25 protein-coding genes are annotated in these 20,945 nt (G+C 60.0%); 11 read left to right on the top strand and 14 right to left on the bottom strand.

The genetic code is table 11. The annotated features are described in order from the left end of the window. Positions 1 to 16: 16 nt before the first annotated feature. The 3 genes from ACVDHE_RS15350 to ACVDHE_RS15340 form a co-directional block, all read right to left on the bottom strand. Positions 17 to 223, bottom strand: a complete 207-nt coding sequence (locus ACVDHE_RS15350) for a hypothetical protein (RefSeq protein ID WP_458885070.1) — start codon at positions 221 to 223, stop codon at positions 17 to 19. 177 nt (positions 224 to 400) lie between these two features. Continuing rightward, a complete protein-coding gene (locus ACVDHE_RS15345; protein ID WP_458885069.1) occupies positions 401 to 886 on the bottom strand; it encodes a DUF7000 family protein in 486 nt (161 codons plus the stop codon). Continuing rightward, positions 886 to 1,422, bottom strand: a complete 537-nt coding sequence (locus ACVDHE_RS15340) for a pyridoxamine 5'-phosphate oxidase family protein (RefSeq protein WP_458885068.1) — start codon at positions 1,420 to 1,422, stop codon at positions 886 to 888. The genes ACVDHE_RS15345 and ACVDHE_RS15340 overlap by 1 nt, the downstream gene beginning before the upstream one ends. Before the next feature lie 154 nt (positions 1,423 to 1,576). On the opposite strand from ACVDHE_RS15340, the gene ACVDHE_RS15335 reads away from it, so the two are divergent. Then, the gene (locus tag ACVDHE_RS15335) at positions 1,577 to 2,026 is read left to right on the top strand and encodes a helix-turn-helix transcriptional regulator (RefSeq protein WP_458885067.1); all 450 of its coding nucleotides are present in this window, start codon (positions 1,577 to 1,579) and stop codon (positions 2,024 to 2,026) included. Between the two features lie 215 nt (positions 2,027 to 2,241). Here the strand turns inward: ACVDHE_RS15335 and ACVDHE_RS15330 are convergent, their stop codons facing one another. The 4 genes from ACVDHE_RS15330 to trxA form a co-directional block, all read right to left on the bottom strand. Then, complete coding sequence (locus ACVDHE_RS15330) at positions 2,242 to 2,622, bottom strand: DUF2200 domain-containing protein (RefSeq protein WP_458885066.1); 381 nt, start codon at positions 2,620 to 2,622, stop codon at positions 2,242 to 2,244. 379 nt (positions 2,623 to 3,001) lie between these two features. Further along, a complete protein-coding gene (locus ACVDHE_RS15325; protein ID WP_213038816.1) occupies positions 3,002 to 3,217 on the bottom strand; it encodes a hypothetical protein in 216 nt (71 codons plus the stop codon). 1 nt (position 3,218) lies between these two features. Continuing rightward, positions 3,219 to 4,148 carry a thioredoxin-disulfide reductase gene (trxB, locus tag ACVDHE_RS15320; protein WP_458885065.1) on the bottom strand — a complete coding sequence of 310 codons (930 nt, stop codon included), beginning with the start codon at positions 4,146 to 4,148 and terminating at the stop codon, positions 3,219 to 3,221. 13 nt (positions 4,149 to 4,161) lie between these two features. Continuing rightward, on the bottom strand, positions 4,162 to 4,485 hold the full coding sequence (trxA, locus tag ACVDHE_RS15315) for a thioredoxin (RefSeq protein ID WP_325285076.1): 324 nt from the start codon (positions 4,483 to 4,485) through the stop codon (positions 4,162 to 4,164). A 191-nt stretch (positions 4,486 to 4,676) separates the two neighbouring features. On the opposite strand from trxA, the gene ACVDHE_RS15310 reads away from it, so the two are divergent. Together ACVDHE_RS15310 and ACVDHE_RS15305 are read left to right on the top strand one after the other, a co-directional pair. After that, positions 4,677 to 5,234, top strand: a complete 558-nt coding sequence (locus ACVDHE_RS15310; RefSeq protein WP_458885064.1) for a TetR/AcrR family transcriptional regulator — start codon at positions 4,677 to 4,679, stop codon at positions 5,232 to 5,234. 114 nt (positions 5,235 to 5,348) lie between these two features. Further along, positions 5,349 to 6,011, top strand: coding sequence for a hypothetical protein (locus tag ACVDHE_RS15305; RefSeq protein WP_213038812.1), 663 nt, complete (start codon positions 5,349 to 5,351; stop codon positions 6,009 to 6,011). 282 nt (positions 6,012 to 6,293) lie between these two features. Here the strand turns inward: ACVDHE_RS15305 and ACVDHE_RS15300 are convergent, their stop codons facing one another. Then, positions 6,294 to 7,190, bottom strand: a complete 897-nt coding sequence (locus ACVDHE_RS15300) for a LysR family transcriptional regulator (RefSeq protein WP_213039790.1) — start codon at positions 7,188 to 7,190, stop codon at positions 6,294 to 6,296. A 141-nt stretch (positions 7,191 to 7,331) separates the two neighbouring features. Between ACVDHE_RS15300 and ACVDHE_RS15295 the strand changes: the two genes are divergently transcribed. The 5 genes from ACVDHE_RS15295 to ACVDHE_RS15275 are packed head-to-tail and all read left to right on the top strand — an operon-like array spanning position 7,332 to position 10,964. Continuing rightward, positions 7,332 to 7,913, top strand: coding sequence for a sugar O-acetyltransferase (locus ACVDHE_RS15295; RefSeq protein ID WP_458885063.1), 582 nt, complete (start codon positions 7,332 to 7,334; stop codon positions 7,911 to 7,913). Next, positions 7,910 to 8,449 (top strand): flavodoxin family protein, encoded by a 540-nt coding sequence (locus ACVDHE_RS15290; RefSeq protein ID WP_213038810.1) that lies wholly within the window; start codon positions 7,910 to 7,912, stop codon positions 8,447 to 8,449. The genes ACVDHE_RS15295 and ACVDHE_RS15290 overlap by 4 nt, the downstream gene beginning before the upstream one ends. 18 nt (positions 8,450 to 8,467) lie before the next feature. After that, positions 8,468 to 9,442, top strand: a complete 975-nt coding sequence (locus ACVDHE_RS15285) for an alpha/beta hydrolase (RefSeq protein WP_458885062.1) — start codon at positions 8,468 to 8,470, stop codon at positions 9,440 to 9,442. A gap of 23 nt (positions 9,443 to 9,465) precedes the next feature. Continuing rightward, positions 9,466 to 10,194, top strand: a complete 729-nt coding sequence (locus tag ACVDHE_RS15280) for a cyclophilin-like fold protein (protein ID WP_458885061.1) — start codon at positions 9,466 to 9,468, stop codon at positions 10,192 to 10,194. A 14-nt stretch (positions 10,195 to 10,208) separates the two neighbouring features. Further along, entirely contained in the window at positions 10,209 to 10,964 is a 756-nt protein-coding gene (locus ACVDHE_RS15275; protein WP_458885060.1) for a carboxymuconolactone decarboxylase family protein, read from the top strand. Between the two features lie 77 nt (positions 10,965 to 11,041). Here the strand turns inward: ACVDHE_RS15275 and nrdG are convergent, their stop codons facing one another. The 3 genes from nrdG to ACVDHE_RS15260 form a co-directional block, all read right to left on the bottom strand. After that, on the bottom strand, positions 11,042 to 11,575 hold the full coding sequence (gene nrdG, locus ACVDHE_RS15270; protein ID WP_325285072.1) for an anaerobic ribonucleoside-triphosphate reductase activating protein: 534 nt from the start codon (positions 11,573 to 11,575) through the stop codon (positions 11,042 to 11,044). A gap of 200 nt (positions 11,576 to 11,775) precedes the next feature. Beyond that, the gene (gene nrdD / locus ACVDHE_RS15265; RefSeq protein WP_458885059.1) at positions 11,776 to 13,974 is read right to left on the bottom strand and encodes an anaerobic ribonucleoside-triphosphate reductase; all 2,199 of its coding nucleotides are present in this window, start codon (positions 13,972 to 13,974) and stop codon (positions 11,776 to 11,778) included. A gap of 342 nt (positions 13,975 to 14,316) precedes the next feature. Continuing rightward, positions 14,317 to 14,781: a helix-turn-helix domain-containing protein gene (locus tag ACVDHE_RS15260; protein ID WP_213038805.1), complete on the bottom strand. Its 465-nt coding sequence runs from the start codon at positions 14,779 to 14,781 to the stop codon at positions 14,317 to 14,319. 114 nt (positions 14,782 to 14,895) lie between these two features. Here ACVDHE_RS15260 and ACVDHE_RS15255 point away from each other — a divergent pair, with 114 nt between their 5' ends. From ACVDHE_RS15255 to ACVDHE_RS15245, 3 genes are all read left to right on the top strand, one after another. Next, the gene (locus ACVDHE_RS15255; RefSeq protein WP_458885058.1) at positions 14,896 to 15,789 is read left to right on the top strand and encodes a TIGR01212 family radical SAM protein; all 894 of its coding nucleotides are present in this window, start codon (positions 14,896 to 14,898) and stop codon (positions 15,787 to 15,789) included. 108 nt (positions 15,790 to 15,897) lie between these two features. Then, positions 15,898 to 16,551 (top strand): type A chloramphenicol O-acetyltransferase, encoded by a 654-nt coding sequence (gene catA, locus ACVDHE_RS15250; RefSeq protein WP_458885057.1) that lies wholly within the window; start codon positions 15,898 to 15,900, stop codon positions 16,549 to 16,551. 191 nt (positions 16,552 to 16,742) lie between these two features. Continuing rightward, a complete protein-coding gene (locus ACVDHE_RS15245; protein ID WP_458885056.1) occupies positions 16,743 to 17,126 on the top strand; it encodes a hypothetical protein in 384 nt (127 codons plus the stop codon). 238 nt (positions 17,127 to 17,364) lie between these two features. Here the strand turns inward: ACVDHE_RS15245 and ACVDHE_RS15240 are convergent, their stop codons facing one another. The 3 genes from ACVDHE_RS15240 to ACVDHE_RS15230 all read right to left on the bottom strand — a co-directional run bounded on the left by ACVDHE_RS15240 (position 17,365) and on the right by ACVDHE_RS15230 (position 20,913). Further along, on the bottom strand, positions 17,365 to 19,326 hold the full coding sequence (locus ACVDHE_RS15240; RefSeq protein ID WP_458885055.1) for an oleate hydratase: 1,962 nt from the start codon (positions 19,324 to 19,326) through the stop codon (positions 17,365 to 17,367). A 146-nt stretch (positions 19,327 to 19,472) separates the two neighbouring features. Beyond that, a complete protein-coding gene (locus ACVDHE_RS15235; RefSeq protein ID WP_458885054.1) occupies positions 19,473 to 20,033 on the bottom strand; it encodes a TetR/AcrR family transcriptional regulator in 561 nt (186 codons plus the stop codon). A gap of 70 nt (positions 20,034 to 20,103) precedes the next feature. Beyond that, positions 20,104 to 20,913 (bottom strand): YcxB family protein, encoded by an 810-nt coding sequence (locus ACVDHE_RS15230; RefSeq protein WP_458885053.1) that lies wholly within the window; start codon positions 20,911 to 20,913, stop codon positions 20,104 to 20,106. Positions 20,914 to 20,945: the final 32 nt, after the last annotated feature.

Genomic DNA, 20,945 nt, shown 5'->3' with positions numbered 1-20,945 from the left:
CTCCGGGCATTGTTCCTCACTCTGCTGCGTGCATCAGCTCTCTTTCGATGAGGGAGACGGCAATGGTAAGGGCATTGATGCGGCGCTTGGCTAAGGTGATTTGTGATTTATAGCGGGCAGGGGAGGCTTTCCCCTCCAGGGTCCTCACGGTTTCCTGCAGTTTATGCAGCGTGGAATCGATCTGCCGCTTGGCCTCCAGCAGCTCTTCCGTGGAATAGGTCATGTACTGCCTCCTGAAAAGCGATGTTGCTTATTCTGCTGTGTTCGGAGCCCGAATCCGGCTTCGCCCCGGGAAGGGACAAGTTGTGCGCCGGGGAACAGCCAGCCGCGCTGAGTGCGCCGTTCGGCTCCTTATCCTGAGATATCCGGCTCTGCTCGGCCGGTATATGGACTGGCTCTCCTATAAGGTGCCGCCTTGGGACGAAAGGAATTCCGTCAGATCTTTCACGGCTTTCCTGATTGCCGCTGCGGTGCCTTTCCCGTTGGTGAGATCGGTTTGCACCGGCAGGCGTATCAGGTACTCTGTTCGTCCCGGATCGGCAGAAGCCTCCATGGGCGGCGGACAGGCGTTCAGCCGGTTTGCCCATTGGCGCTGGATGCTTCGGTTTGACCCGGAGAGCCAAACCTCCAGCTGAAAGGACTTATGGATGAATGCAACCACCAGTTTCCATCCCTTTTCTTTCAATGCCGGACTGGTGAGGGAAAAGTAGGCGTATTCCATAGCGTTTTCACAAATGCCGCTTTGAAAGCGGAAGTCTGGCAGCTGCCGCTCCAGTTCGCTGCGCAGGTAACGAAACAGCCGGACAAATTCCTGATAGGACTGCTGCAGGGGAGTGGTATTCAAAAGCGTGCGATAAGTTTCCAGCAGAGAACTGTCAAATGTCATCAGAAATCCTCCTGCAATGGCATTTCCTCAAACAGCAGCGTTTGACGCGGGCTGCAACCGAACTTTTTGAAATCAGAGAACAGGCAGTCGATGCGGACGGGGCGGATACGGATGAGGTGCATAGGGCTGGGCAGCTTGCGCAGGATTTCCAGTGAGATCTTTTTTCGGGCGGCATGAGCGTTATAAGCCGCACTGAATGGCGCCACCAGTTCCGCCAGACCCATGACCTGCATTCCGCGGAGGCTGCCGCCGCTTTTGTAGCTGTCGTAGATCGCAAGGCACACATGGGGATTGCTCCGAAGGCCGATGAACTTCCGCCCGCCCTCGCTGAACATCCAGAAGCAGCCGTCATGCCAGCTGTATTCGATGGGGGTGCAGCGCACATAGTCTCCGGCTCCGGTGGCCAGAGCGCAGGTGTTGTTGGCCTGGATGTATGTCTCCGCCATGGCCCACAGCCTGCTCCGCTCCAGCCTGATGCTGGAAGCGTCTTTTTCATCCCAGTAGCAGGCGGCGGCCTGATACTCTCTGTCTGTCATGCAGACACCTCCCGGCTTGTTTTCTCCAGTATAGCACATCGCCCTGGAAAATGGCAGGAAAGCGGGCGAAAGCGCCTGGTTTTCCTGGTGGATTTTTTGCGGACCGGACAGTATACTTTAATGCAGAAATTGCGGATATAGGGAGGAAACCACCGTGAGTTTAGGAAGCAGTTTATATCAGGCCCGGAAAAAGAGCGGGCTTTCACAGGAAAATGTGGCCGAAAAGCTGGGGGTCAGCCGCCAGACGATTACAAAATGGGAGACCGGCGAGACCCTGCCCGACATACGCCAGTCCAAGGGCTTGGCCGTGCTGTATCATGTGAGTCTGGATGAACTGATCGAGTATGACTTTGACGAGCAGCAGGCCCGGCAGATGGTGGAAAGTGTCAGCGACGAAGCCCAGGCGCGGATTGACTGGAACAAGGTGTGGAGCAAGAAATATCCGGTGCTGGCCGTATATCATCAGAACGTGCGCCTGCAGGATTATGCGCCGCAGCTGCGGGAGATGCTCACGCGGCTGCAAGTGGAGTACGGCTACAATTCAACCGACGCCGTTCTGGTGCTCAAGGACATCTTGGCCCGGGTATGGAAAGGACAGCTGTAAAAGCAGCAACGAGAACACGCGGCGTTCGCTCCGGCGTGGCAGCAAAATCGTCCGCGCATAAGACCGCTGTGGGCCGGAAGGAAGGCCGGTCCGGCCGAGCGTTCTGACGCAATCATTCCCCATACCGTGCCGGGGTGTTTTGCCAGCACGGTATGGGGGATCTTGCATATATTCGGCTGACTGGCGGACGGCAGATGCGCCGCTTGTGCGAGGGGTTATCCCAGAACGTTTCCGGAGGAGGCTCCTGCCTTTTTCAAAATCGTTTCTATGGATTTTCCCTTGGCCAGTTCGTCCACCAGCTTGTCCAAATACCGGATTTCCCGCATCAGCGGATCCTGGATCTGCTCGATCCGGACACCGCAGATCGACCCGGTGATGTGGATGCGGGCAGGGTTCATGGCGGGGGCTGTGCGGAAAAAGTCCCCATAACTGATGCTGGACTGCTCCAGCCGTACGATGTCTGCTGGCGAGTATCCGGTGAGCCAAGTGGTGATCTGGTCCACTTCTTGCCGGGCGCGGCCTTTTTTTGCGGCTTTGGCCACCAGCAGGGGATACAGTTTGGAAAAGGGCATCTCGGTCACGTCGGCGCGGGCCATGATATCGACCTCCCAAAAGAGTTTGATTAAAGAGAAGCAGGATGTGCGGGCAGGGACTCTGCGGCTTGGGGGGGGCGGCGCAATACTTGCAGTGATCTTCGCCCTGCCGGTGCAGAGGAAGGGAGACCTGGCTTCGTGAACCGCTCCCGGGCTCTGTGAAAGCTGGAGAAGACGGAACATCTGCGCAGATCATGGATGTTGACAGTCAGGGAGACAAGCCCTCCGTGCTGGCAGGCCTTGCGCTGTCATCCTACCATAAACGGCATTTGCTGGCAATCGCAGGGACCGCGGCGGAGAAAGCGTGCCGGAAAGTTCAAAGCAAAACAGGAGGGGACGGCTGCAGATGAGTGCCTGCAGCCGTCCCCTCCCTAAAAATTGCCTATCGCTTGCAGCTTTCTCTGCAGCTGCATGATCCCAATGCGCCGGAGAGCAGCCAGCCAATGAGAGCCATGTACCCCATGGAAGTGAAAGGACTGGAAGTAATAAAACAGGTCCCGGTGGAGCAGCCTGCCAGAGCATAATAGCCCAGGCCCGCCAGCGCACCGCCCAGGGTAAACAGGACCGGCCGCAGCCATTTCCACGCGCGCTTTTTCATCTCATACACCTCCTGCCAGAAATTCCTCCGCCATATGGACGGCTGTGGCTCCGTCCGCTACCGCCGTTACCACCTGGCGCAGAGGCTTTGTCCGGATATCCCCCACAGCATAGACGCCGGGAAGGGTGGTTTTGGTCGTCTCATCCGCCACGATATAACCGTTTTTGTCCAGTTCCAGCTGACCTCGCACCAGCTCGGTAGAAGGCTTTCTGCCTACGCTGATGAACACGCCGTCGCAGGGAACCGCCGTCACAACACCGGTGTTTATATCCTTCAGCTTCACACCGGTTAGCCTGTCCTCGTGGAGCAGTTCCGTGACGACGCTGTTCCAGCGGAACTCTATATTTGCAGCCTCCATCAGCGGCTGATGGTAGATTTTGGTGGCCCGCAGGGTATCCCGGCGGTGGACCAGAATCACCTTTTCAGCAATACGGCTGAGCAGCAGGGCATCCGCGGCCGCGGAGTTGCCGCCGCCCACGACCACCACCGTCTTGCCCTTGAAGCGCATCCCGTCGCAGGCGGCGCAGTACGCCACACCCCGGCCGGTGAGCGCCGCCTCGCCTGCAAGGCCCAGCTCTCTGGGGCTGGCGCCGGTGGCAAGCACAACGGTCCTGCCGTAAAAAGTGCCTTCGCTGGTTTTCAGGACCTTTGGATCAGCGGCAAGATCCATGTATTCCGCCTGAGCATAGGCGCTTTGCGCACCGAAGCGCTCTGCCTGCCGCTGCATCTTTTCCGCCAGGGTGAAGCCGTCGATCCCGTCCTCAAAGCCCGGGTAGTTGTCGATCTCCTCGGTCAGGGCCATCTGCCCGCCCGCTGAGAGCTTCTCCAGCACCAGGGTATCCAGTCCGGCACGGGCGGCGTAAAGAGCCGCCGTGTAGCCGCCTGGGCCGCCGCCCACCACGATCATATCATAGACATGCCGTTCCTGCATGGATATCCCCTCCTTATTTTGCCAAAGTGTCTTGAATAAATTGCTCGATGGCCGCCTTGGACCCGGGATTGACAACGGAGCCCGCGGCTTTCCCGTTTTTGTAGAGGATCAGCGTGGGGATCACCTCCACCTGCTCCGCCTGAGCAAGCTGAGCTTCTTCATCGATGTTGACCTTGGCCGCCACAAGCTGGTCGCCGTACTCCTCTGCGATTTTCTCGTAGGCTGGGCCGATCCGGCGGCAATAGCCGCACCAGGGAGCCCAGAAATCCACCAGGACGGGCCTGTCCCCGCCAATTGCCTGTTGAAACTGTTCCTTGTTCATATTAATAGCCGCCATATGGGTCAGCTCCTTTCCTTTGTTTGGCCTTAGTATACCCGGAAATCCGACCGGTTTCTGTGATAACGTCACACAGGACGGTTTGTTTTGTAAGAGTAGAGCGGGCGCTATGTCCGCAAAAAGAAGAAAGAGACTTGACAAAGGTGCTGGAATCCCTATAATGAACAATGTTCATATTGGGGGGCGGTGCGATGAATACTGCTGTTACATCCAAAGAGGAGATTTTGAAAATCAGCCGGGAGCTGATCCGGCGGGAGGGCTGGTCCGCGGTCAATATCCGCTCGGTTGCAGCCGCCTGCGGCGTATCGGTTGGTTCCGTTTATAACTATTTTGACTCCAAGGCCGCTTTGGTCGGGGCCGTTGTGGAAAGTGTCTGGGAGGAGATCTTCCATCGCCCGGAGGGGCGGGGTGTGTTCCAGGATACACAGGCCTGTATCATCTGGCTGTACGGCCGGATGGAGTATGGGTGCAAACAGTATCCGGGATTTTTCTCGCTTCACGCGCTGGCCTTTATGGGAGAGGACAAGTCCGACGGCAGGCGGAGGATGGAGCGGACCCGGCGGCATATTTTGCAGGGGCTGAGCTCCGTCCTCCAAAGGGATGCACGGGTCCGGCCGGATGCCTTTTCCGGGCAGCTTACGGCAGAGAAATTTGCGGACCTTCTGTTTTCTCTGATGCTGTCCGCATTGCTGCGGCAGGACTGTGATCCAACAGCTGTGCTGGAGATCGTGCGAAGGACCCTCTATTGAAATTCCCGCACGGTGGCGGGAATTTGCTGCCCGGGAAACTGAACGGCGTTTATTGCGGGGGCGGCCGTGCAAGCCGCGGCCGCCGGAAGCAAGATTGAAAAAGGAGAGCAGACTATGCAGGCTATGATGGAGACAACCTTTGATGCTGTTTATCTGACCACGGTCATTGCCGTCGGAATTGTGATGCTCCGGAACTGCAGGGGAAACCGCCAGTTCCGCTTGTTCGGGCTCATGGCGGTGGTATTGGGACTGGGCGATGCGTTCCACCTGGTTCCCCGGGCGGTGGCGCTGTGCACCTCCGGCCTTGCTGATTACACCGCCGCCTTGGGCTTGGGAAAGTGGATCACCTCTGTCACCATGACGGTTTTTTATGTGCTGCTGTACTATGTGTGGCGCCAGCGATACCGGATCAAGGGGCGGAGCGGACTGACCGCTGCGGTGTATGTCCTGGCCGGAGTGCGGGTGGCGCTGTGCATGATGCCGCAGAATCAGTGGCTCAGCGCCGACGCGCCGCTCTCCTGGGGCATCTGGCGCAACATCCCCTTCGCCCTGTTGGGGCTTGTGGTGATTGTGCTGTTTTACCGCAGCGCCAGAGCGCACGGGGATCGGGCATTTCGCTGGATGTGGCTGACCATCGTCTTGAGCTTTGGCTTTTATATCCCGGTGGTGCTGTGGGCGGACAGTGTGCCCATGATCGGGATGCTGATGATTCCCAAGACCTGCGCCTATGTCTGGACGGTGCTGATCGGCTATTTTGCCATGAGGCAGGAGTGCTGATAGGCCGGAGCGGAAAAGGAAAAACAACCAAACGGGGCTGACGCTGCTTGGCAGTGTCAGCCCCGTTTCATGAACTCCCGCGATCTCTGCCGCCTGCCAATCCATCCTGCTGCATCTGGCCGGGGTTGACCGCAGGAGCTTCTGCCGCATACTCGCGGGGGTGGTGTCGGTCCGGCTGCAAGGCGCCCGGTCCGGTCAAGATCCCAAATAGGGAGATCTGAAAGGGCCGGCCAGACCCGGCATATGGATTGCCGTTGGAGCGCCCTTTCCGGCACGACGGGGTCATTCTCCCGATATACCGGACGCATACAGATTTTCCTGAAGCTGATCCAGGAACAGCTCCATTGCTCTGGAAAAGCGCTGCGATCGCTTCCACACCAGATACATCCCAAGTTCCAGCCTGGGTTTCAGCGGGCGAAAGCACAGGCCGCTTCCCGAGGTGTTCACCAGCTTGTCCAGCGTAAAGGCGTAGCCCATTCCCTCGTCCACCATCAAGGAGGCATTGTAGATCAGATTATAGGTGGCTACGGTGTGAAGCTGCGCCGGTTCCCTCCGGAGCCAGCGGTACAGCTCGCTCTTGTTGTCGATCTGCCGGGAGAGGATCAGGGGCTTGTCCCACAGATCAGCGGGGGAGACAGCCGCCTTCTCCGCCAGAGGACTGCTGCGCTGCATCAATACGCCCCAGGTATCCTTCATGGGCAGTTCCATATAGAGATACTTGCTTTTGTCGAAGTCCCCCAGAAGGATTCCGAAGTCCAGCAGGCCTTTATCCAGACGCTCGCACACGTCCACGGCGTCACCGCTGACGATATGAAAGACAACGCCTGGATGGAGCGATTGAAGCTGAAAAGAGGCTTTGGCGATTTCCCGGACTCCGTCGGTCTCGCCGGTTCCGATATAGATATCGCCGCTTACCGTTTTGTTGGACTGGGTGATCTCGTTCTCGGTCCGTCCCACCAGGTCCAGGATCTCCTCCGCCCGCTTTCGCAGCAGCATTCCCTCCTCTGTCAGCGTGATCTTCCGGCTGCCCCGGATCATCAGCTGCTTGCCCAATTCCTCTTCCAGCTCCCGGAGCTGGCGGGAGAGGGTGGGCTGTGTCAGGTGCAAAGAGTGAGCCGCTGCTGAGATATTCTGTTCTTTCGCCACGGCGAGAAAATATTGCAATACTCTCAATTCCATCATGGTTACCTCCCGTTGACCTCTATTATAGCGGACAATAAATATAGACAGCAAGCATGATTTGAAATTCATTATAGGCATTTGTTATTGTACGCGGGGGGTGCTAAAATAAGATTACCAATATGAAAGTGAGAGTAAAGAATGGATTTGGAAGGATTCTTGAAGCATTTGGACAGCGGGCGGCCGGTCGGGGGCGGCAGTGAAACCCACCTGTTTATGCATGGCGTCAGTCAGGAGGCACTGAAGATCACAGCGCAGATCAACGGCAGCTATCATGAGCCGCAGGAACTGCGGGCGCTTTTTTCCCGTCTGACGGGCCGGCCGGTGGACGAGAGCTTCGGCTTGTTTCCGCCCTTTTACACGGACTGCGGGAAGAACATCCATGTGGGGAAAAACGTATTCATCAACATGGGATGTAAATTTCAAGACCAGGGCGGCATCTTCATCGGGGACGGTGTCCTGATCGGCCACAACGTGGTGCTGGCCACATTGAATCACGCCAAATCCCCCTGTGACCGCAGCACCATGCTGCCCGCGCCCATCCATATCGGGAAGAACGTGTGGATCGGGGCCAATGCGACTGTCCTGCCCGGCGTGACCATCGGTGACGGCGCCATCGTGGCGGCTGGCGCAGTGGTGAACAGGGATGTCCCGGAGAATACCGTCGTGGGCGGCATGCCCGCGAAAGTCATAAAACATCTATCTGAGGAGGATCTGCAATGAGCAAGAAGGTTTTGGTGATTTCCACCAGCCCGCGAAAGGGCGGCAACTCGGACACCTTGGCGGACGAATTCGCCCGCGGAGCCCGGGAGGCCGGGAATCAAGTGGAAAAGATATTCTTGGCTGACAAGACCATCGGTTTTTGCAAAGGATGCCTGACCTGTGTAAAGACCCAGCGCTGTATCATCCGCGACGACGCGGAGTCGGTGGTTCAAGAGATGAAGACAGCCGACGTGATTGCTTTTGCAACTCCCGTCTACTATTACGGCATGTGCGGCCAGATGAAAACCATGCTGGACCGCTCCAACCCGCTGTTTTCCGCCGATTACCGGTTCCGTGATATTTACCTTCTGGCTGCCGCCGCGGAAGAGAATGAACACACTGTGGACGGGACGGTCACCGGCCTCATGGGGTGGATCGACTGTTTTGAAAAGGCGCGTCTGGCCGGAACGGCTTTTGCCGGCGGCGTGACCTCCGTGGGGCAGATCCAGGGCCGCCCTGCGCTGAAAAAGGCCTATGAAATGGGGAAGAGCGTTTGATCATAAGGAGGAACAGATTTGAAAGCGAGATACAACGGCTATTCCTTCCCGCTGCGGGACACCGTGACCCGGGAGAAGGTGCGTTTCCACAACCGCTATGGCATTGAGCTGGTGGGCGACCTGTACCTGCCCAGGGACGCGTCTGGAACGCTGGCCGCCGTGGCGGTCTGCGGTCCCTTCGGCGCCGTGAAGGAGCAGTGCTCCGGCCTGTACGCCGAGGAGCTTGCCTCCCGGGGCTTTGCCGCATTGGCCTTCGACCCCTCCTTCACCGGGGAGAGCGGCGGACCGGTGCGGAATGTGGCCTCCCCCGACATCAACACGGAGGACTTCTCCGCTGCGGTGGACTTCCTCTCCACCCGGGACTTTGCGGACCCGGAGCGGGTGGGCATCCTGGGGATCTGCGGATGGGGCGGCATGGCCCTGAACGCTGCCGCCATGGACACCCGTATCAAGGCCACCGTCACCTCCACTATGTACGACATGACCCGGGTGAACGCCAGAGGATACTTCGATGCCGCCGACAGCGCCGATGCCCGCTATGAGACGAAGAAGGCTCTTGGGGCTCAGCGGACGGCGGACTACAAGAGCGGCACTTACGCCCGCTCCGGCGGCGTGGCGGACCCGCTGCCGGAGGACGCCCCCTTCTTCGTGAAGGACTACTATGACTACTACAAGACGGAGCGAGGCTACACGGAACGGTCGCTCAACTCCAACGACGGCTGGAATGTGACGTCGGCCCTGTCGTTCCTGAATATGCCAATTTTACAATATAGCGATGAGATCCGCAGCGCCGTACTGATGATCCACGGGGAGAAGGCCCACTCCTGCTATTTCAGCCGGGACGCCTACGCTGATATGGTCAAGGACAGCCCCTACGCCGGAAACAAGGAACTGCTGATCATCCCCGGTGCGGTCCACACCGACCTCTACGACCGGAGGGATATCATCCCGTTTGACAAGATCTGGGAATTTTTCCAAACTCACCTGAAGTGAATGTCCCGCGGAAGGAGAATTGCATGGCCAGAATTTTTTTCGTATTCCTTGCGCTCATGTGCCTCAGCGCCTGCGGTGGCGGACGGACCGAAGACGGCGCGCCGCCGCAGGAGATCCCGCTGGAACAGGACTACAACCCCTCTGAGCAGGATGTCCAGACCTTGGAAGAGGAGGAAGCGCCCTCCGGACTGGAGGCATCGGAGGCGGAGCCGGGGCAAAAGGAACTGCCGGTGACGGCGGAACCTGCGGGACAAGCCGCCGGCGGATCAGCTGCGTCAGATGGAGGGGAGGACAGCGGTCCGGAGCAGGCTGTCCCGTCCGCTCCCGGCGAGACAGCGCCCTCCCTGTCGGAGGACCTGTCCGGAAACGCGGAACCGGAGGGGACGAAAAACGGTCAGACGGAGCGCGCTTTGAAGATCACTGTTGGCAGCCATGAGCTGCTTGCCGCCTTTGCAGACAACAGTTCCGCTGCGGCTTTCAGAGAACTCCTTGCCCAGGGACCGCTGACCGTGGAGATGGAGGACTACGGCGGATTTGAGAAGGTGGGCCCTCTGGGGACGACACTGGAGCGGAACGATGCACGGATCACAACGGAGCCTGGCGATGTGATCCTCTACCAGGGCGATCAGGTCACCATTTATTACGGCACCAACACCTGGAACTTCACCAGACTGGCCAGGATCGACGATCCCTCCGACCTGCAGGAAAAGCTGGGGGAGGGGACGGTTGCCGTTACGTTTTCCCTTGAATAGGAGGTAATTTCCATATGGCAGTAAAACAGACGGCGGGCAGGGATGCTCTGGGGGAGTTCGCCCCCAAGTTCGCTCAGCTCAATGACGATGTGCTCTTCGGGGAGGTCTGGAGCCGGGAGGCGCAGCTCTCCCTCCGGGACCGGTCCTTGGTCACGGTGGTGGCTCTCATGGCCCAGGGGCTGGTGGACAGCTCCTTCCAGTACCACCTGGCCACCGCTCGGAAAAACGGCATTACCCGGCAGGAGATCGCGGAGATCCTGACCCACGCGGCCTTCTACGCAGGGTGGCCCAAGGCCTGGGCGGCCTTCCGTATGGCCAAGGAGGTCTGGGCCGACGAGGACGCTGGCATCGATGGCAGGGCGCAGCACCAGCGGGAGATGGTCTTTCCCATCGGGGAGCCCAACGATGGCTTTGCCCGGTATTATGTGGGTCGGAGCTATCTGCAGCCTCTCTCCACCAGCCAGGTGGGGGCTTATAATGTGACCTTTGAGCCGGGCTGCCGCAACAACTGGCACATCCACCACGCCCGCAAGGGCGGCGGTCAGATCCTTTTGTGCGTGGCCGGCCGGGGCTGGTATCAGGAGTGGGGCAAGGAGGCCCGGGCGCTGCGCCCGGGAGACGTGGTCAATATCCCGCCGGAGGTGAAGCACTGGCACGGCGCCGCGGCCGACAGCTGGTTCTCTCACCTGGCCCTGGAGGTGCCCGGCGAGGGCTGCTCCAACGAGTGGCTGGAAGCGGTTTCCGACGGAGTGTACGGCAAACTGGACTGAGGCCTCCGCAGCATGGCGGATCACTGTGACATCAAAGAAAAGCAGCCCGTGGACCGAGAGGTCCACGGGCCGTTTTTTTATCCTTGTTCCCGGTCTGGCAGAAATTGCAGGGTCCCGGACGCCCGGGTGGCGTTCAGATCAAGAAGGCGCTGGTTGGAGCTGCCCCGAAACCGCAGGGAGATGTCCTTCAGTTCCTCCACGAACCGGCCGTCCACCAGCACATCCAGAAGGGAGAGCATCTCATCCGTCACCTCGCAGCGGGGGTGCGTCCCCTCTGTGGTCAGTTCCTCGTAGGTGAAGCCGCTGAACCCCCAGATGGTTTTGGCCGGATAGGCCGCCCGGACCCGCCGAAGGAAAGGGACCAGTGCCCGCTGGTTCTCCGGCTCGAAGGGCTCGCCCCCCAGCAGCGTCAAGCCGCTGATGTAGCCGGGGGAGAGCAGATCCAGCAAATGTGCCTCTGTCTCCGCCGTGAAGGGCTGTCCGTAGCAGAAGTCCCAGGTCTGGGGCTGGAAGCAGTTTTTGCAGCGGTTGGTACACCCGGAGACGAACAGTGTCACCCGGACGCCCTCGCCGTTGGCGATATCGCAGTTTTTGATCTCTCCGTAATACATGGTGATCCTCCCAACCTTCCGTTGGTATCGCAATGGATTCCCCTCCGGGTGAGGCAAATGCCGGGGACGCGCATTTCAATCGCTTTTTCCCGGGGACATGTGCCTCGGAAAAAACACCGCTCGGTCTGCAAGGGTGCGAGCGCAGCGAGTGCGCGCGGCAGACCGCCTGACTCGCTCAAAAGGCAGCGCCTTTTGAGCGATCAAAGGTGCAGCACCCGGTCCCGGATCTCCTGGGTCCGGCCCTGGTTCCAGAACTGGGTCCCGATGTAGCCGCAGGTCCGCCGGGCCACGTTCATCTTGTCCTGGTCCGTGTTGCCGCACTTGGGGCACTTCCAGACCAGCTTTCCGTTTTCCTCCGCGATCCGGATCTCGCCGTCCCAGCCGCACACCTGGCAGTAGTCGCTCTTGGTATTGAGTTCTGCGTAGATGATGTTGTCGTAGATGAACTGCATCACCGCCAGCACAGCCTCCAGGTTGTTCTGCATATCCGGCACCTCCACGTAGCTGATGGCACCGCCGGGGGAGAGGTGCTGGAACTGGGCCTCGAACTTGAGCTTGTCGAAGGCGTTGATCTCCTCGGTGACGTGGACGTGGTAGCTGTTGGTGATGTAGCTCTTGTCGGTGATGCCCTCGATCACGCCGAAGCGGCGCTGGAGGCTCTTGGCGAACTTGTAGGTGGTGGACTCCAGCGGTGTGCCGTAAAGGGAGAAGTCAATGTCGCTCTCGGCCTTCCACTTCCGGCAGGCCTCGTTCATGTGCTCCATGACGGCGAGGGCAAAGGGCGTGGCCTCGGGGTCGGTGTGGCTCCTGCCGGTCATGTATTTCACGCACTCATAGAGCCCCGCATAACCCAGGGAGATGGTGGAGTAGCCGTGGTAGAGCAGCTCGTCGATGGTTTCGCCCTTTTTCAGGCGGGCGCAGGCGCCGTACTGCCACAAAATGGGGGCAACGTCCGAGAGGGTCCCCTTGAGCCGCTCGTGGCGGCACAGCAGCGCCCGGTGGCACAGCTCCAGCCGCTCGTCGAAGATGGACCAGAATTTGTCCATATCCCCGCCGGAGCTGAGGGCCACATCGGGCAGGTTGATGGTCACCACGCCCTGGTTGAACCGGCCGTAGTACTTGTGCTTGCCGGGCTCGTAGTTGCCGGCGTTGGCGATGTTGCCGATGCCGGCGTCAGTGAAGCGGTCCGGGGTCAGGAAGGACCGGCAGCCCATGCAGGTGTACACGTCGCCCTTGAGCTCCAGCATCTTCTTGGCGGAGATGTAGTCGGGCACCATCCGCCGGGCGGTGCACTTGGCGGCCAGCTTGGTGAGATACCAGTAGGGGGCGTCCTCGGTGATGTTGTCCTCCTCCAGCACGTAGATGAGCTTGGGGAAGGCGGGGGTGATCCACACGCCGGCCTCGTTCTTCACGCCCTGGTAGCGCTGCTCCAGGGTCTCCTCGATGATGAGGGCCAGGTCCTTTCGCTCCTGGTCATTTTTGGCCTCGCCCAGGTACATGAACACGGTGACGAAGGGTGCCTGTCCGTTGGTGGTCAGCAGCGTCAGCACCTGGTACTGGATGGTCTGCACGCCGCGGCGCACCTCGTCCCGCAGCCGGGACTCCACCAGCTCCCGGAGCTTGTCCTCCCCGGGGTCCACGCCGATGGCGGCCATCTCCTGCTCCACCACCTTGCGGATCTTCTGGCGGCTCACATCCACGAAGGGAGCCAGATGAGCCAGGGAGATGGACTGCCCGCCGTATTGGTTGGAGGCCACCTGGGCGATGATCTGGGTGGCGATGTTGCAGGCGGTGGAAAAGCTGTGAGGCCGCTCGATGAGGGTCCCGGTGATGACGGTGCCGTTTTGCAGCATGTCCTCCAGGTTCACCAGGTCGCAGTTGTGCATGTGCTGGGCGTAATAGTCGGAGTCGTGGAAGTGGATGATGCCCTCCTTGTGGGCCTCCACGATGTCCGCCGGCAGCAGCAGCCGCTCACTCAGGTCCCGGGAGACCTCGCCGGCCATGTAGTCCCGCTGGGTGGAGTTGACCACCGGGTTCTTGTTGGAGTTCTCCTGCTTGGCCTCCTCGTTGCAGCACTCGATGAGGCTGAGGATCTTCTCATCGGTGGTGTTGCTGCGGCGGACCAGGGAGCGGGTATAGCGGTAGGTGACGTAGTTCTTGGCCACCTCGTAGGCGCCGTGGGCCATGATCTGGTACTCCACCAGGTCCTGGATCTCCTCCACGGAGGGAGAGCGGTTCATTTTCAGGCAGCTGAGTTCCACGAACTCTGCGATCCGCCGGATCTGCATGGGGGTCATGCGGGCGTCCTCCGTGACGCTCTCGTTGGCCTTGGTAATGGCGGCCACGATCTTTTCAATATCAAACACGACCTCTGTTCCGTTGCGCTTGATGACTTTCATGCTGGTTCCCTCCGTCATTCTCTCTGCGGCGAGCCGCACAATATATCTGATGTGTTTCCCATTATAATGCACAAGATATGGTGTCCGCAGTGGCATTTGCCACCATTCAAAAAAATGGGGGCGGGCTGTGGAGCACCGCACGCAAGGCATTATTTTGCCAAAAGATCCGGCGAATGTCCATTGGGATTTTACACAGAAACGCCCCGTTGTTTTTGCTGCCGCTTTTCTTTGGTATGGACCTCTTTCCTTTCCGGCTGCAGCGGAGTACAATGGGGGTACAGGGAGGGGGTGTCCGTCCGGCAAAAAAGGAGCCGGAGGACGGCAGTCCTCCGGCCCGGGGCCTCAGCGGCGGTTCAGTTCCTTTCGCACGGCTGCGGCAATCAGCGACTGCCCCTCGGGGGAGCGCAGCGCCTGGACCACCGCGTCATGGACCATGTCCTGGAAGGCCTTGCTCTTCAGCAGCGCCGAGAACACGGCCCCCTCGCCCTGGCCGCCGGAGGAGGCGGTCACCACAGGCCGCTCCGGTGCGGGCCGCGTGGGGCGGACCGGCTGGGCCGGCTCGTCGGAGAAGGAGTTATTGAGCCAGTTTTCCATCTGGGTGCGGTCGTCGCTCTCCCCTCTGAGATAAAAGACCGACACGCCGAAAAAGGACGCCAGCTTCTGCTGCTGGTCCTGTGTGGGCGTCTGACGGCCGGTTTCAAACTTTTCCGTGGCGTTTCTGGGCAGGCCCAGCGCGGCGGAGAGCGCCGGCCGGCTCAGGCCCTTTTCGGTGCGGAGCGCCTCGATGCGCTGTGCCATTGTGACCATAGGATCGACCTCCTGTGATAGATGCGGCCCTGGGGCCGCGCTGGGATCATTATACGCCAAAGCACCGCCTCAAAAAAGAGGCAGTTCGAAATTTTCCGCCGGGAGGCACCGACCATGTACTGGAACAGTCTCAACGAGGATCTGCGGCGCCGGTACGGCCGCAAGGTCTATAAGCTGGCCCTCTCCTCCGGCTGCTCCTGCCCCAACCGGGACGGGACGCTGGATACCCGGGGCTGTATCTTCTGCGACGGCGCAGGCGCTTTCGCCGAGACCGGGGACATCCCGGCTCAGCTGACGGCGGCCCGCCGCCGGGTGGCGGCCAAGGCGGGGAAGGCCTCCCTTTTTATTGCCTACTTCCAGTCCTTCACCAACACCTATGCTCCGGCGGAGCGGCTGCGGGGGCTGTACACCGCCGCCATGGCGCCGGAGGATATCGTGGCGCTGTCCATCGCCACAAGACCGGACTGCCTGCCGCCGGAGGTGCTGGAGCTGCTGCGGGAGCTGAACCGGATCAAGCCCGTTTGGGTGGAGCTGGGCCTCCAGACCATCCACCCACAAAGCGCCGCCTACATCCGCCGGGGCTACGACCTGCCGGTGTTCGACCGGGCAGTCCGGGAATTGAAGGCGGCGGGGATCACCGTGGTGGTCCATCAGATCCTGGGCCTGCCGGGGGAGACGGAGGAGATGATGGCCGCCACCGCCCGGTACATTGGCGCATCAGGGGCCGATGGTATCAAGTTCCACCTGCTGCATGTGCTGCGGGGCACGGACCTGGCCGCGGACTGGGCGGCAGGGCGAGTTGCCTGCCTGGATTTGGAGGCCTATATCGCGGCCCTGGAAGCGTGCCTGCGGAGCATCCCCCGGGAGATGGTGGTCCACCGGCTCACCGGGGACGGCGCCAAGCGGGATCTGCTCTCACCCCTTTGGAGCGGCGACAAGAAACGGGTGCTGAACGCCATCCGCAATGCTTTTTTGCGGGACGATCTGGAACAGGGGAGCGCGCTGTGACGGCGGTTGCTCCCGAAACGGGGAAATGCTATGCTGAGCCTGTCCCGCTGCACGGACCTCACGGCTGCGGGAGGAGAGAGCCGGACAGACAAAGAGAGGAGAGAACCTATGATGTTTACCAGGATCGACCGGGAGACATGGCCGCGGAGAGAATACTTTACACATTATTTCACCCAGGTGCCCTGCACATACAGCGCCACGTTCCAGCTGGATATCACCGGGCTGCGGGAGAGCGGCAGGCCGCTGTATCCGACTCTGCTGCATGCCATCTCCACGGCGGTGAACCGGCACCAGGAGTTCCGCATGGCCTGCAATGGGGCCGGGGAGGTGGGCTATTACGATGTGGTCCACCCCTGCTATACCATATTCCACAAAGACTCCGAGACCTTTTCCAACCTGTGGACCGAATATAACCCGGACCGGGAGGCCTTCTGCGCGGCGTACCAAAGGGACCTGGCCGCCTGGGGAGACCGTCCGGGCCTGGTGGCCCGGCCCGATCCGCCGGAGAATACATTCCCGGTGTCCATGGTGCCCTGGGCGAGCTTTGAGGCGTTCCATCTGAACCTGCAAAAGGGCTATGACTACCTGCCGCCTATCTTTACCATGGGCCGCTTCCATGAGGAAGGCGGAAAGGTTCTGCTGCCGCTGGCGGTGCAGGTGCACCATGCTGTATGCGACGGGTTTCATCTGTGCCGGCTGGTGAACGAGGTGCAGGCGCTGCTGCGCGGGGGAGGCGGCAAGCCAAGCGAGCTTCACGGCTGAAAAGCCGGCGTCCCGCATGGTTTCAAGAATAGGAGGACACAGTTTATCGGACAGCGGTCCGCGGCAGATCATTCTGGAAAACCGATGATTTGTTGCATTTGCAAGTTCATTTTCTCCTGAATCCTGTATGATAAAGTTATCCGATACAACCTGAGGGAAATCTCTCAAATCAGAGCACAGGAGGCGAGGCAATGAAAATGCAGTCCATTTGCCCGGACATCGTACTGGAGGATCCCCAGGAAGATTACAAGACCGCTGTGCGGGTGGAGCAGTACCGGGTGAGCAGGCAGGCAATTTACTTTGCTGCTTTTCCCGGTACCAGATATTTGCCTTTCCGGGCTGTACGGCAGGCCTGGGCGCAGAAGGCGGGCCTTCCCCTGACCGGCTGCTGCGGCAAGGAATTGCAGATTGTGGCCCTGAGAATGAAATACAAGGGCGATTTTTACCACACGTTTACCTTTGAAAAGCAAAAGGCGGCAGAGCAGGTGCTTGCGCTGCTGGCGGACAGCTGTCCGGATGTGGTGCTGGAACCGGAACGGCCAGCGCGAAAAGTCTGCGAGGCCGCGGATGGATAACGTGTACTGCGCGCTTCCTGCCGGTTCCGGCAGGAAGTGCGTTTTTGACAGTGCGCGGGGAATGGCGGCAGCTCTGCTTCGGAGCGGCTGAGCGGGGTGGCGCGCTGCGCAGTTCGCCGGAGACGGTGCGGTCGGGATGGGGAACCGGCTGTCGGGAAGGGGCGGCTTGAAGAAAAAAGACGCCCGCTGAGTGTGTGTCTCAGCGGGCGTGTTTGTCTGGTTCGGGCGTCGGGACCGGTCACTGCGCTTCGTCCCGAAGGATATTGTGGCGGCGCAGCAGCTGTTCGATTACCGTACCGCGAATGAATCTGAGAGCCGGCTTTTTCAGAAGGTTCAGCGGGCCGGGCAGCTCCATCTCCAGGGGGGATCTGCCGTCCAAGAGGCAGACGGAGCTGTCCAGCAGGGCCCGCACGTCGTATACGCTGCCCCACACCTCCGGCACGCCACGGTCCACGCCCAGCAGACCGTAGACGGCCTCCATGGCGGTGCGGACTGAGTACTCGGTGGTGAATACGGTGTCCCGGGGCGTTTCGGCGAACTGTCCGAGGAAGGCGAAGTTCACGCAGCCATCGGGGATCACATCGGGGCGGTCGCCCTTGGCCCGGGGCATGAAGAAGGCAGTGATATAGGGCATCATGGTGGGGACGCATACGGCGCTGCGTGCAGCCAATTCCGGAATGAGCCCCACGGGTACACCCAGGTGATAGAGCCACTCCTCCGTGATCTCCCTGCCGGTGCAGGCCTTCATGGGCTTTTTTACATAGTTGCCCGGCACATCAGTGAACAGACCGTAAACCCAGACGCATACCTTTTCGGGGGACTGCTCCTTGAACTGGCCCTGGCGGTTGATGGTCCAGCTCAGTAGCCATTTGGAATCCTGACAGCTGACAATGCCGCCGGTGACCACCTTGCCGGTGCGGGGATCCCGTTGGCAGATGTTTTTGATATAGGGCAGGATCTTGTCGTCCAGCGTGGTGATGGTGGCGGATTCCCAGTTGGTTTTGGCGATGTCGGAGCAGAATTTCTCGGGATGGCCGAAGGCCGGGTCCTGTCTGGCGATGTTCTTCCACAGGCTCCAGCAGCCGCTGGTGCGGACCTCCGCGTCCCCGTTGGGGGCGTGATCATGGTCACCGTAGATGGTTCCCTCGGTACAGGAGCCGTTGGTGACAAAGACCAGGTCGTTTTCGCTGAGTACGATGCCCTGCTCCACGCCATGGACCCGACATTCGATGGCCGTGGCCACCTTTCTGTCTTTCTGAATGTCAAAGAGAACGTTGGTCACCTCCACGCCGAACCGGAAATCCACCCCGGCGTCCTCCAGATATTTCTTCATGGGCAGGATCAGGGACTCATACTGGTTGTAGCGGGTAAATTTCAGGGCGCTGAAGTCAGGCAGTCCGGCAATGTGGTGAATGAAGCGCTGAAAGTACAGCTTCATCTCCAGAGCGGAGTGCCAGTTCTCAAAGGCAAACATGGTCCGCCAGTAGAGCCAGAAGGTGGAGGAGAACACCTCTTCGTCAAAGACGTCCTCGATGGTCTTGTCATACAGGTCCTCGTCCGGCGTCAGGAAGAGCTTCACGATCTCCAGGCAGCCCTTCTGAGTGAGGTTGAATTTTCCGTCTGTATGGGCGTCCTGGCCCCGGTCGACCGTGGCGCGGCAGAGGGAGTAATTGGGGTCATGCTTGTTGAGCCAGTAGAACTCATCCAGTACAGAGGCACCGGGCTTTTCCAGAGAGGGGATGGAGCGGAACAGGTCCCACAGGCACTCAAAATGGTCCTCCATCTCCCGGCCGCCCCGCATGATATAGCCCCGGGTGGGGTCGCAGATGCCGTCGCAGGCGCCGCCGGCGATATCCATGGCCTCCAGAATGTGGATATGGGAGCCGGGCATCTGCCCGTCCCGAACCAGGAAGCAGGCTGCCGCCAGAGCCGCCAGGCCGCTGCCTACGATATAGGCGCTCTTTTCTTCCACCCCTGCGGGTTTCTCCGGCCGGGCGAAGGCCTCGTAATTGCCGCTGGTATAGTAGATGCCCTTGGCATTTTTTTCGTGCCGGCCCAGCTCCGTATTGCGATAGACGCTGGGAGCGGGCGTGCAGGCTGCCTTTCTGGCGTCTGCCATCTTCTTCGCGGCCACGACCGCCGCGCCGGCGCCGGCCAGGCCCGCTGCCGCAGCGGTCCATTTCCCCAAATTCTTATCCATTAGGATTGCCACCTTTCCGTTTTGGCCGCCGTACCGGCGGCCGTTTCTGTGTTGGTCATAGCCTACCCCCTTTTTGCCGTTGTTTCCATTTACAAACCGGGGCAGGTGATCAAATTTTGATCACCTGCCCCGATTTGTAAAGCGTTTTACCTGTTTGCTGCAAAGTTCTGGATGGAATTGGAAACGGTTCCCTGCATGGTGGTGCAGACCTTCCGGACAATGAGCTGGTAGTCGCCGCTCATGCCCTGCTTGATCCAGTCTAGCATGACGCCCACGAAGCTGTATTTATAGAAGTCTGCGATGAATGCCTTGTCCTCCTCGCTGATCTCCGCGTCCCGGCTCTTTTCCTCTACCACGCCCCGGATCAGGCCGTAGGTCAGCTGATAGAGAAAGCGCTCCATCTGGTCATGGCTGATGCAGCGGTAGGCGTTGAGGATAAAGGGCTTATTTTCCAGCACCGCCTCAAAGATCTGTGCCAGGCCCTCCTGCCAGGTGTCGCAGGTCTTTTTCCCCTGGAGGGCCGCTGCGGCGTCCTCTGCACAGGCCCACTCCACCAGGTCATAAATATCCTTGAAATGATAGTAGAACGCCATGCGGCTGATGCCGCATGTCTCAGTGAGGTCCCGGATGGTGATTTTGTCCAGGGGCTTTTTCAGCATCATTTCTTTCAAAGCGGCCTCCAGGGCCTGCTTGGTGGTGTTGGACATCGGCGTCGCTCCTTTTGAACAGGCCGTCCTTATGATACGGGGACTGCCGGTATTTTCACGCGGATGAGGTTTATTTCTGGGTGGTGCGGCGGGGACCGGCTTTTGGGCTGCGGGCCGTGTCTGCGCGGTTTTTCGCCTGCACCCGAACGGCGGCGCATTGTGCCTGCTCGCTGAGAAATTCCAGCAGTTCAGGGATGGAGCCGGTCTGCAGGTCCTTCTTCTGGAGAATGGTCACTGCATTTTGATAGACCGGCAGAAGCAGATCCTTTGTTTCGAGAACCAGCTCGAAGTCGGCATAAGGGATCGTCTGCGGCTCCTGGCCGTCCCCCTCCTGGAAGATGACCATGCCCGCCGGAGAAAAGGAGACCGTTGCCTGCGCCGGAACAGCAGCTTCCAGCAGCTTCTGTGCTGCCCGGTCAAAGGCATTCCGCCGTTTCCACGGCATCAGCGCAGCGGCTCCCACAGCGCCGCAGAGAATGGCCGGCAGCAGGAACCGGCCGCATCCGGCCCAGTTTCCAAGGGCGCATAAAAGGAGCAGAAGGCTCAGCACTGCGCTGAGGATACCCAGCAGATGGCGGGCGATCCGCCACAGAATTCCCAAGCTGAACCCAAAGCAGGCAGTGCCCACCAGCAAGGGCAGCGGCAGGGCACCGGGATCCATAAGGCCCGGAAGCAGCAAAAACAGTCCCAGAGCTCCGTTCACCAGCCCCAGGATCAGACGCAGCTTTTCCCGGTGCTGGAGCTTTTCGGAGGATGCCTGTCCCACCCGGTTGAGCCGGTCTGTCAGGGCCCAGATCCGGGGGCACCTCTGCCGGGAGAGCAGCTCTGTCCGCTTTTCCAGGGCACGGCGTACCTGGGGCTTCAGGTAACGGGCGTTCATCGTCGTCAGACGGAAAGAAAAAGTGGGTTCCA

Source organism: Dysosmobacter sp. Phy (genome assembly GCF_054476235.1).
This window is presented reverse-complemented; position numbering and strand designations above follow the sequence as displayed.

Bases quoted from the DNA above. Each gene is read 5' to 3' on its own strand.
- ACVDHE_RS15350 (WP_458885070.1), bottom strand. From the start codon at position 223: ATGACCTATTCCACGGAAGAGCTGCTGGAGGCCAAGCGGCAGATCGAT.
- ACVDHE_RS15345 (WP_458885069.1), bottom strand. From the start codon at position 886: ATGACATTTGACAGTTCTCTGCTGGAAACTTATCGCACGCTTTTGAAT.
- ACVDHE_RS15340 (WP_458885068.1), bottom strand. From the start codon at position 1,422: ATGACAGACAGAGAGTATCAGGCCGCCGCCTGCTACTGGGATGAAAAA.
- ACVDHE_RS15330 (WP_458885066.1), bottom strand. From the start codon at position 2,622: ATGGCCCGCGCCGACGTGACCGAGATGCCCTTTTCCAAACTGTATCCC.
- ACVDHE_RS15325 (WP_213038816.1), bottom strand. From the start codon at position 3,217: ATGAAAAAGCGCGCGTGGAAATGGCTGCGGCCGGTCCTGTTTACCCTG.
- trxB (WP_458885065.1), bottom strand. From the start codon at position 4,148: ATGCAGGAACGGCATGTCTATGATATGATCGTGGTGGGCGGCGGCCCA.
- trxA (WP_325285076.1), bottom strand. From the start codon at position 4,485: ATGGCGGCTATTAATATGAACAAGGAACAGTTTCAACAGGCAATTGGC.
- ACVDHE_RS15310 (WP_458885064.1), top strand. From the start codon at position 4,677: ATGAATACTGCTGTTACATCCAAAGAGGAGATTTTGAAAATCAGCCGG.
- ACVDHE_RS15305 (WP_213038812.1), top strand. From the start codon at position 5,349: ATGCAGGCTATGATGGAGACAACCTTTGATGCTGTTTATCTGACCACG.
- ACVDHE_RS15300 (WP_213039790.1), bottom strand. From the start codon at position 7,190: ATGGAATTGAGAGTATTGCAATATTTTCTCGCCGTGGCGAAAGAACAG.
- ACVDHE_RS15295 (WP_458885063.1), top strand. From the start codon at position 7,332: ATGGATTTGGAAGGATTCTTGAAGCATTTGGACAGCGGGCGGCCGGTC.
- ACVDHE_RS15290 (WP_213038810.1), top strand. From the start codon at position 7,910: ATGAGCAAGAAGGTTTTGGTGATTTCCACCAGCCCGCGAAAGGGCGGC.
- ACVDHE_RS15280 (WP_458885061.1), top strand. From the start codon at position 9,466: ATGGCCAGAATTTTTTTCGTATTCCTTGCGCTCATGTGCCTCAGCGCC.
- ACVDHE_RS15275 (WP_458885060.1), top strand. From the start codon at position 10,209: ATGGCAGTAAAACAGACGGCGGGCAGGGATGCTCTGGGGGAGTTCGCC.
- nrdG (WP_325285072.1), bottom strand. From the start codon at position 11,575: ATGTATTACGGAGAGATCAAAAACTGCGATATCGCCAACGGCGAGGGC.
- nrdD (WP_458885059.1), bottom strand. From the start codon at position 13,974: ATGAAAGTCATCAAGCGCAACGGAACAGAGGTCGTGTTTGATATTGAA.
- ACVDHE_RS15260 (WP_213038805.1), bottom strand. From the start codon at position 14,781: ATGGTCACAATGGCACAGCGCATCGAGGCGCTCCGCACCGAAAAGGGC.
- ACVDHE_RS15255 (WP_458885058.1), top strand. From the start codon at position 14,896: ATGTACTGGAACAGTCTCAACGAGGATCTGCGGCGCCGGTACGGCCGC.
- catA (WP_458885057.1), top strand. From the start codon at position 15,898: ATGATGTTTACCAGGATCGACCGGGAGACATGGCCGCGGAGAGAATAC.
- ACVDHE_RS15245 (WP_458885056.1), top strand. From the start codon at position 16,743: ATGAAAATGCAGTCCATTTGCCCGGACATCGTACTGGAGGATCCCCAG.
- ACVDHE_RS15240 (WP_458885055.1), bottom strand. From the start codon at position 19,326: ATGGATAAGAATTTGGGGAAATGGACCGCTGCGGCAGCGGGCCTGGCC.
- ACVDHE_RS15235 (WP_458885054.1), bottom strand. From the start codon at position 20,033: ATGTCCAACACCACCAAGCAGGCCCTGGAGGCCGCTTTGAAAGAAATG.
- ACVDHE_RS15230 (WP_458885053.1), bottom strand. From the start codon at position 20,913: ATGAACGCCCGTTACCTGAAGCCCCAGGTACGCCGTGCCCTGGAAAAG.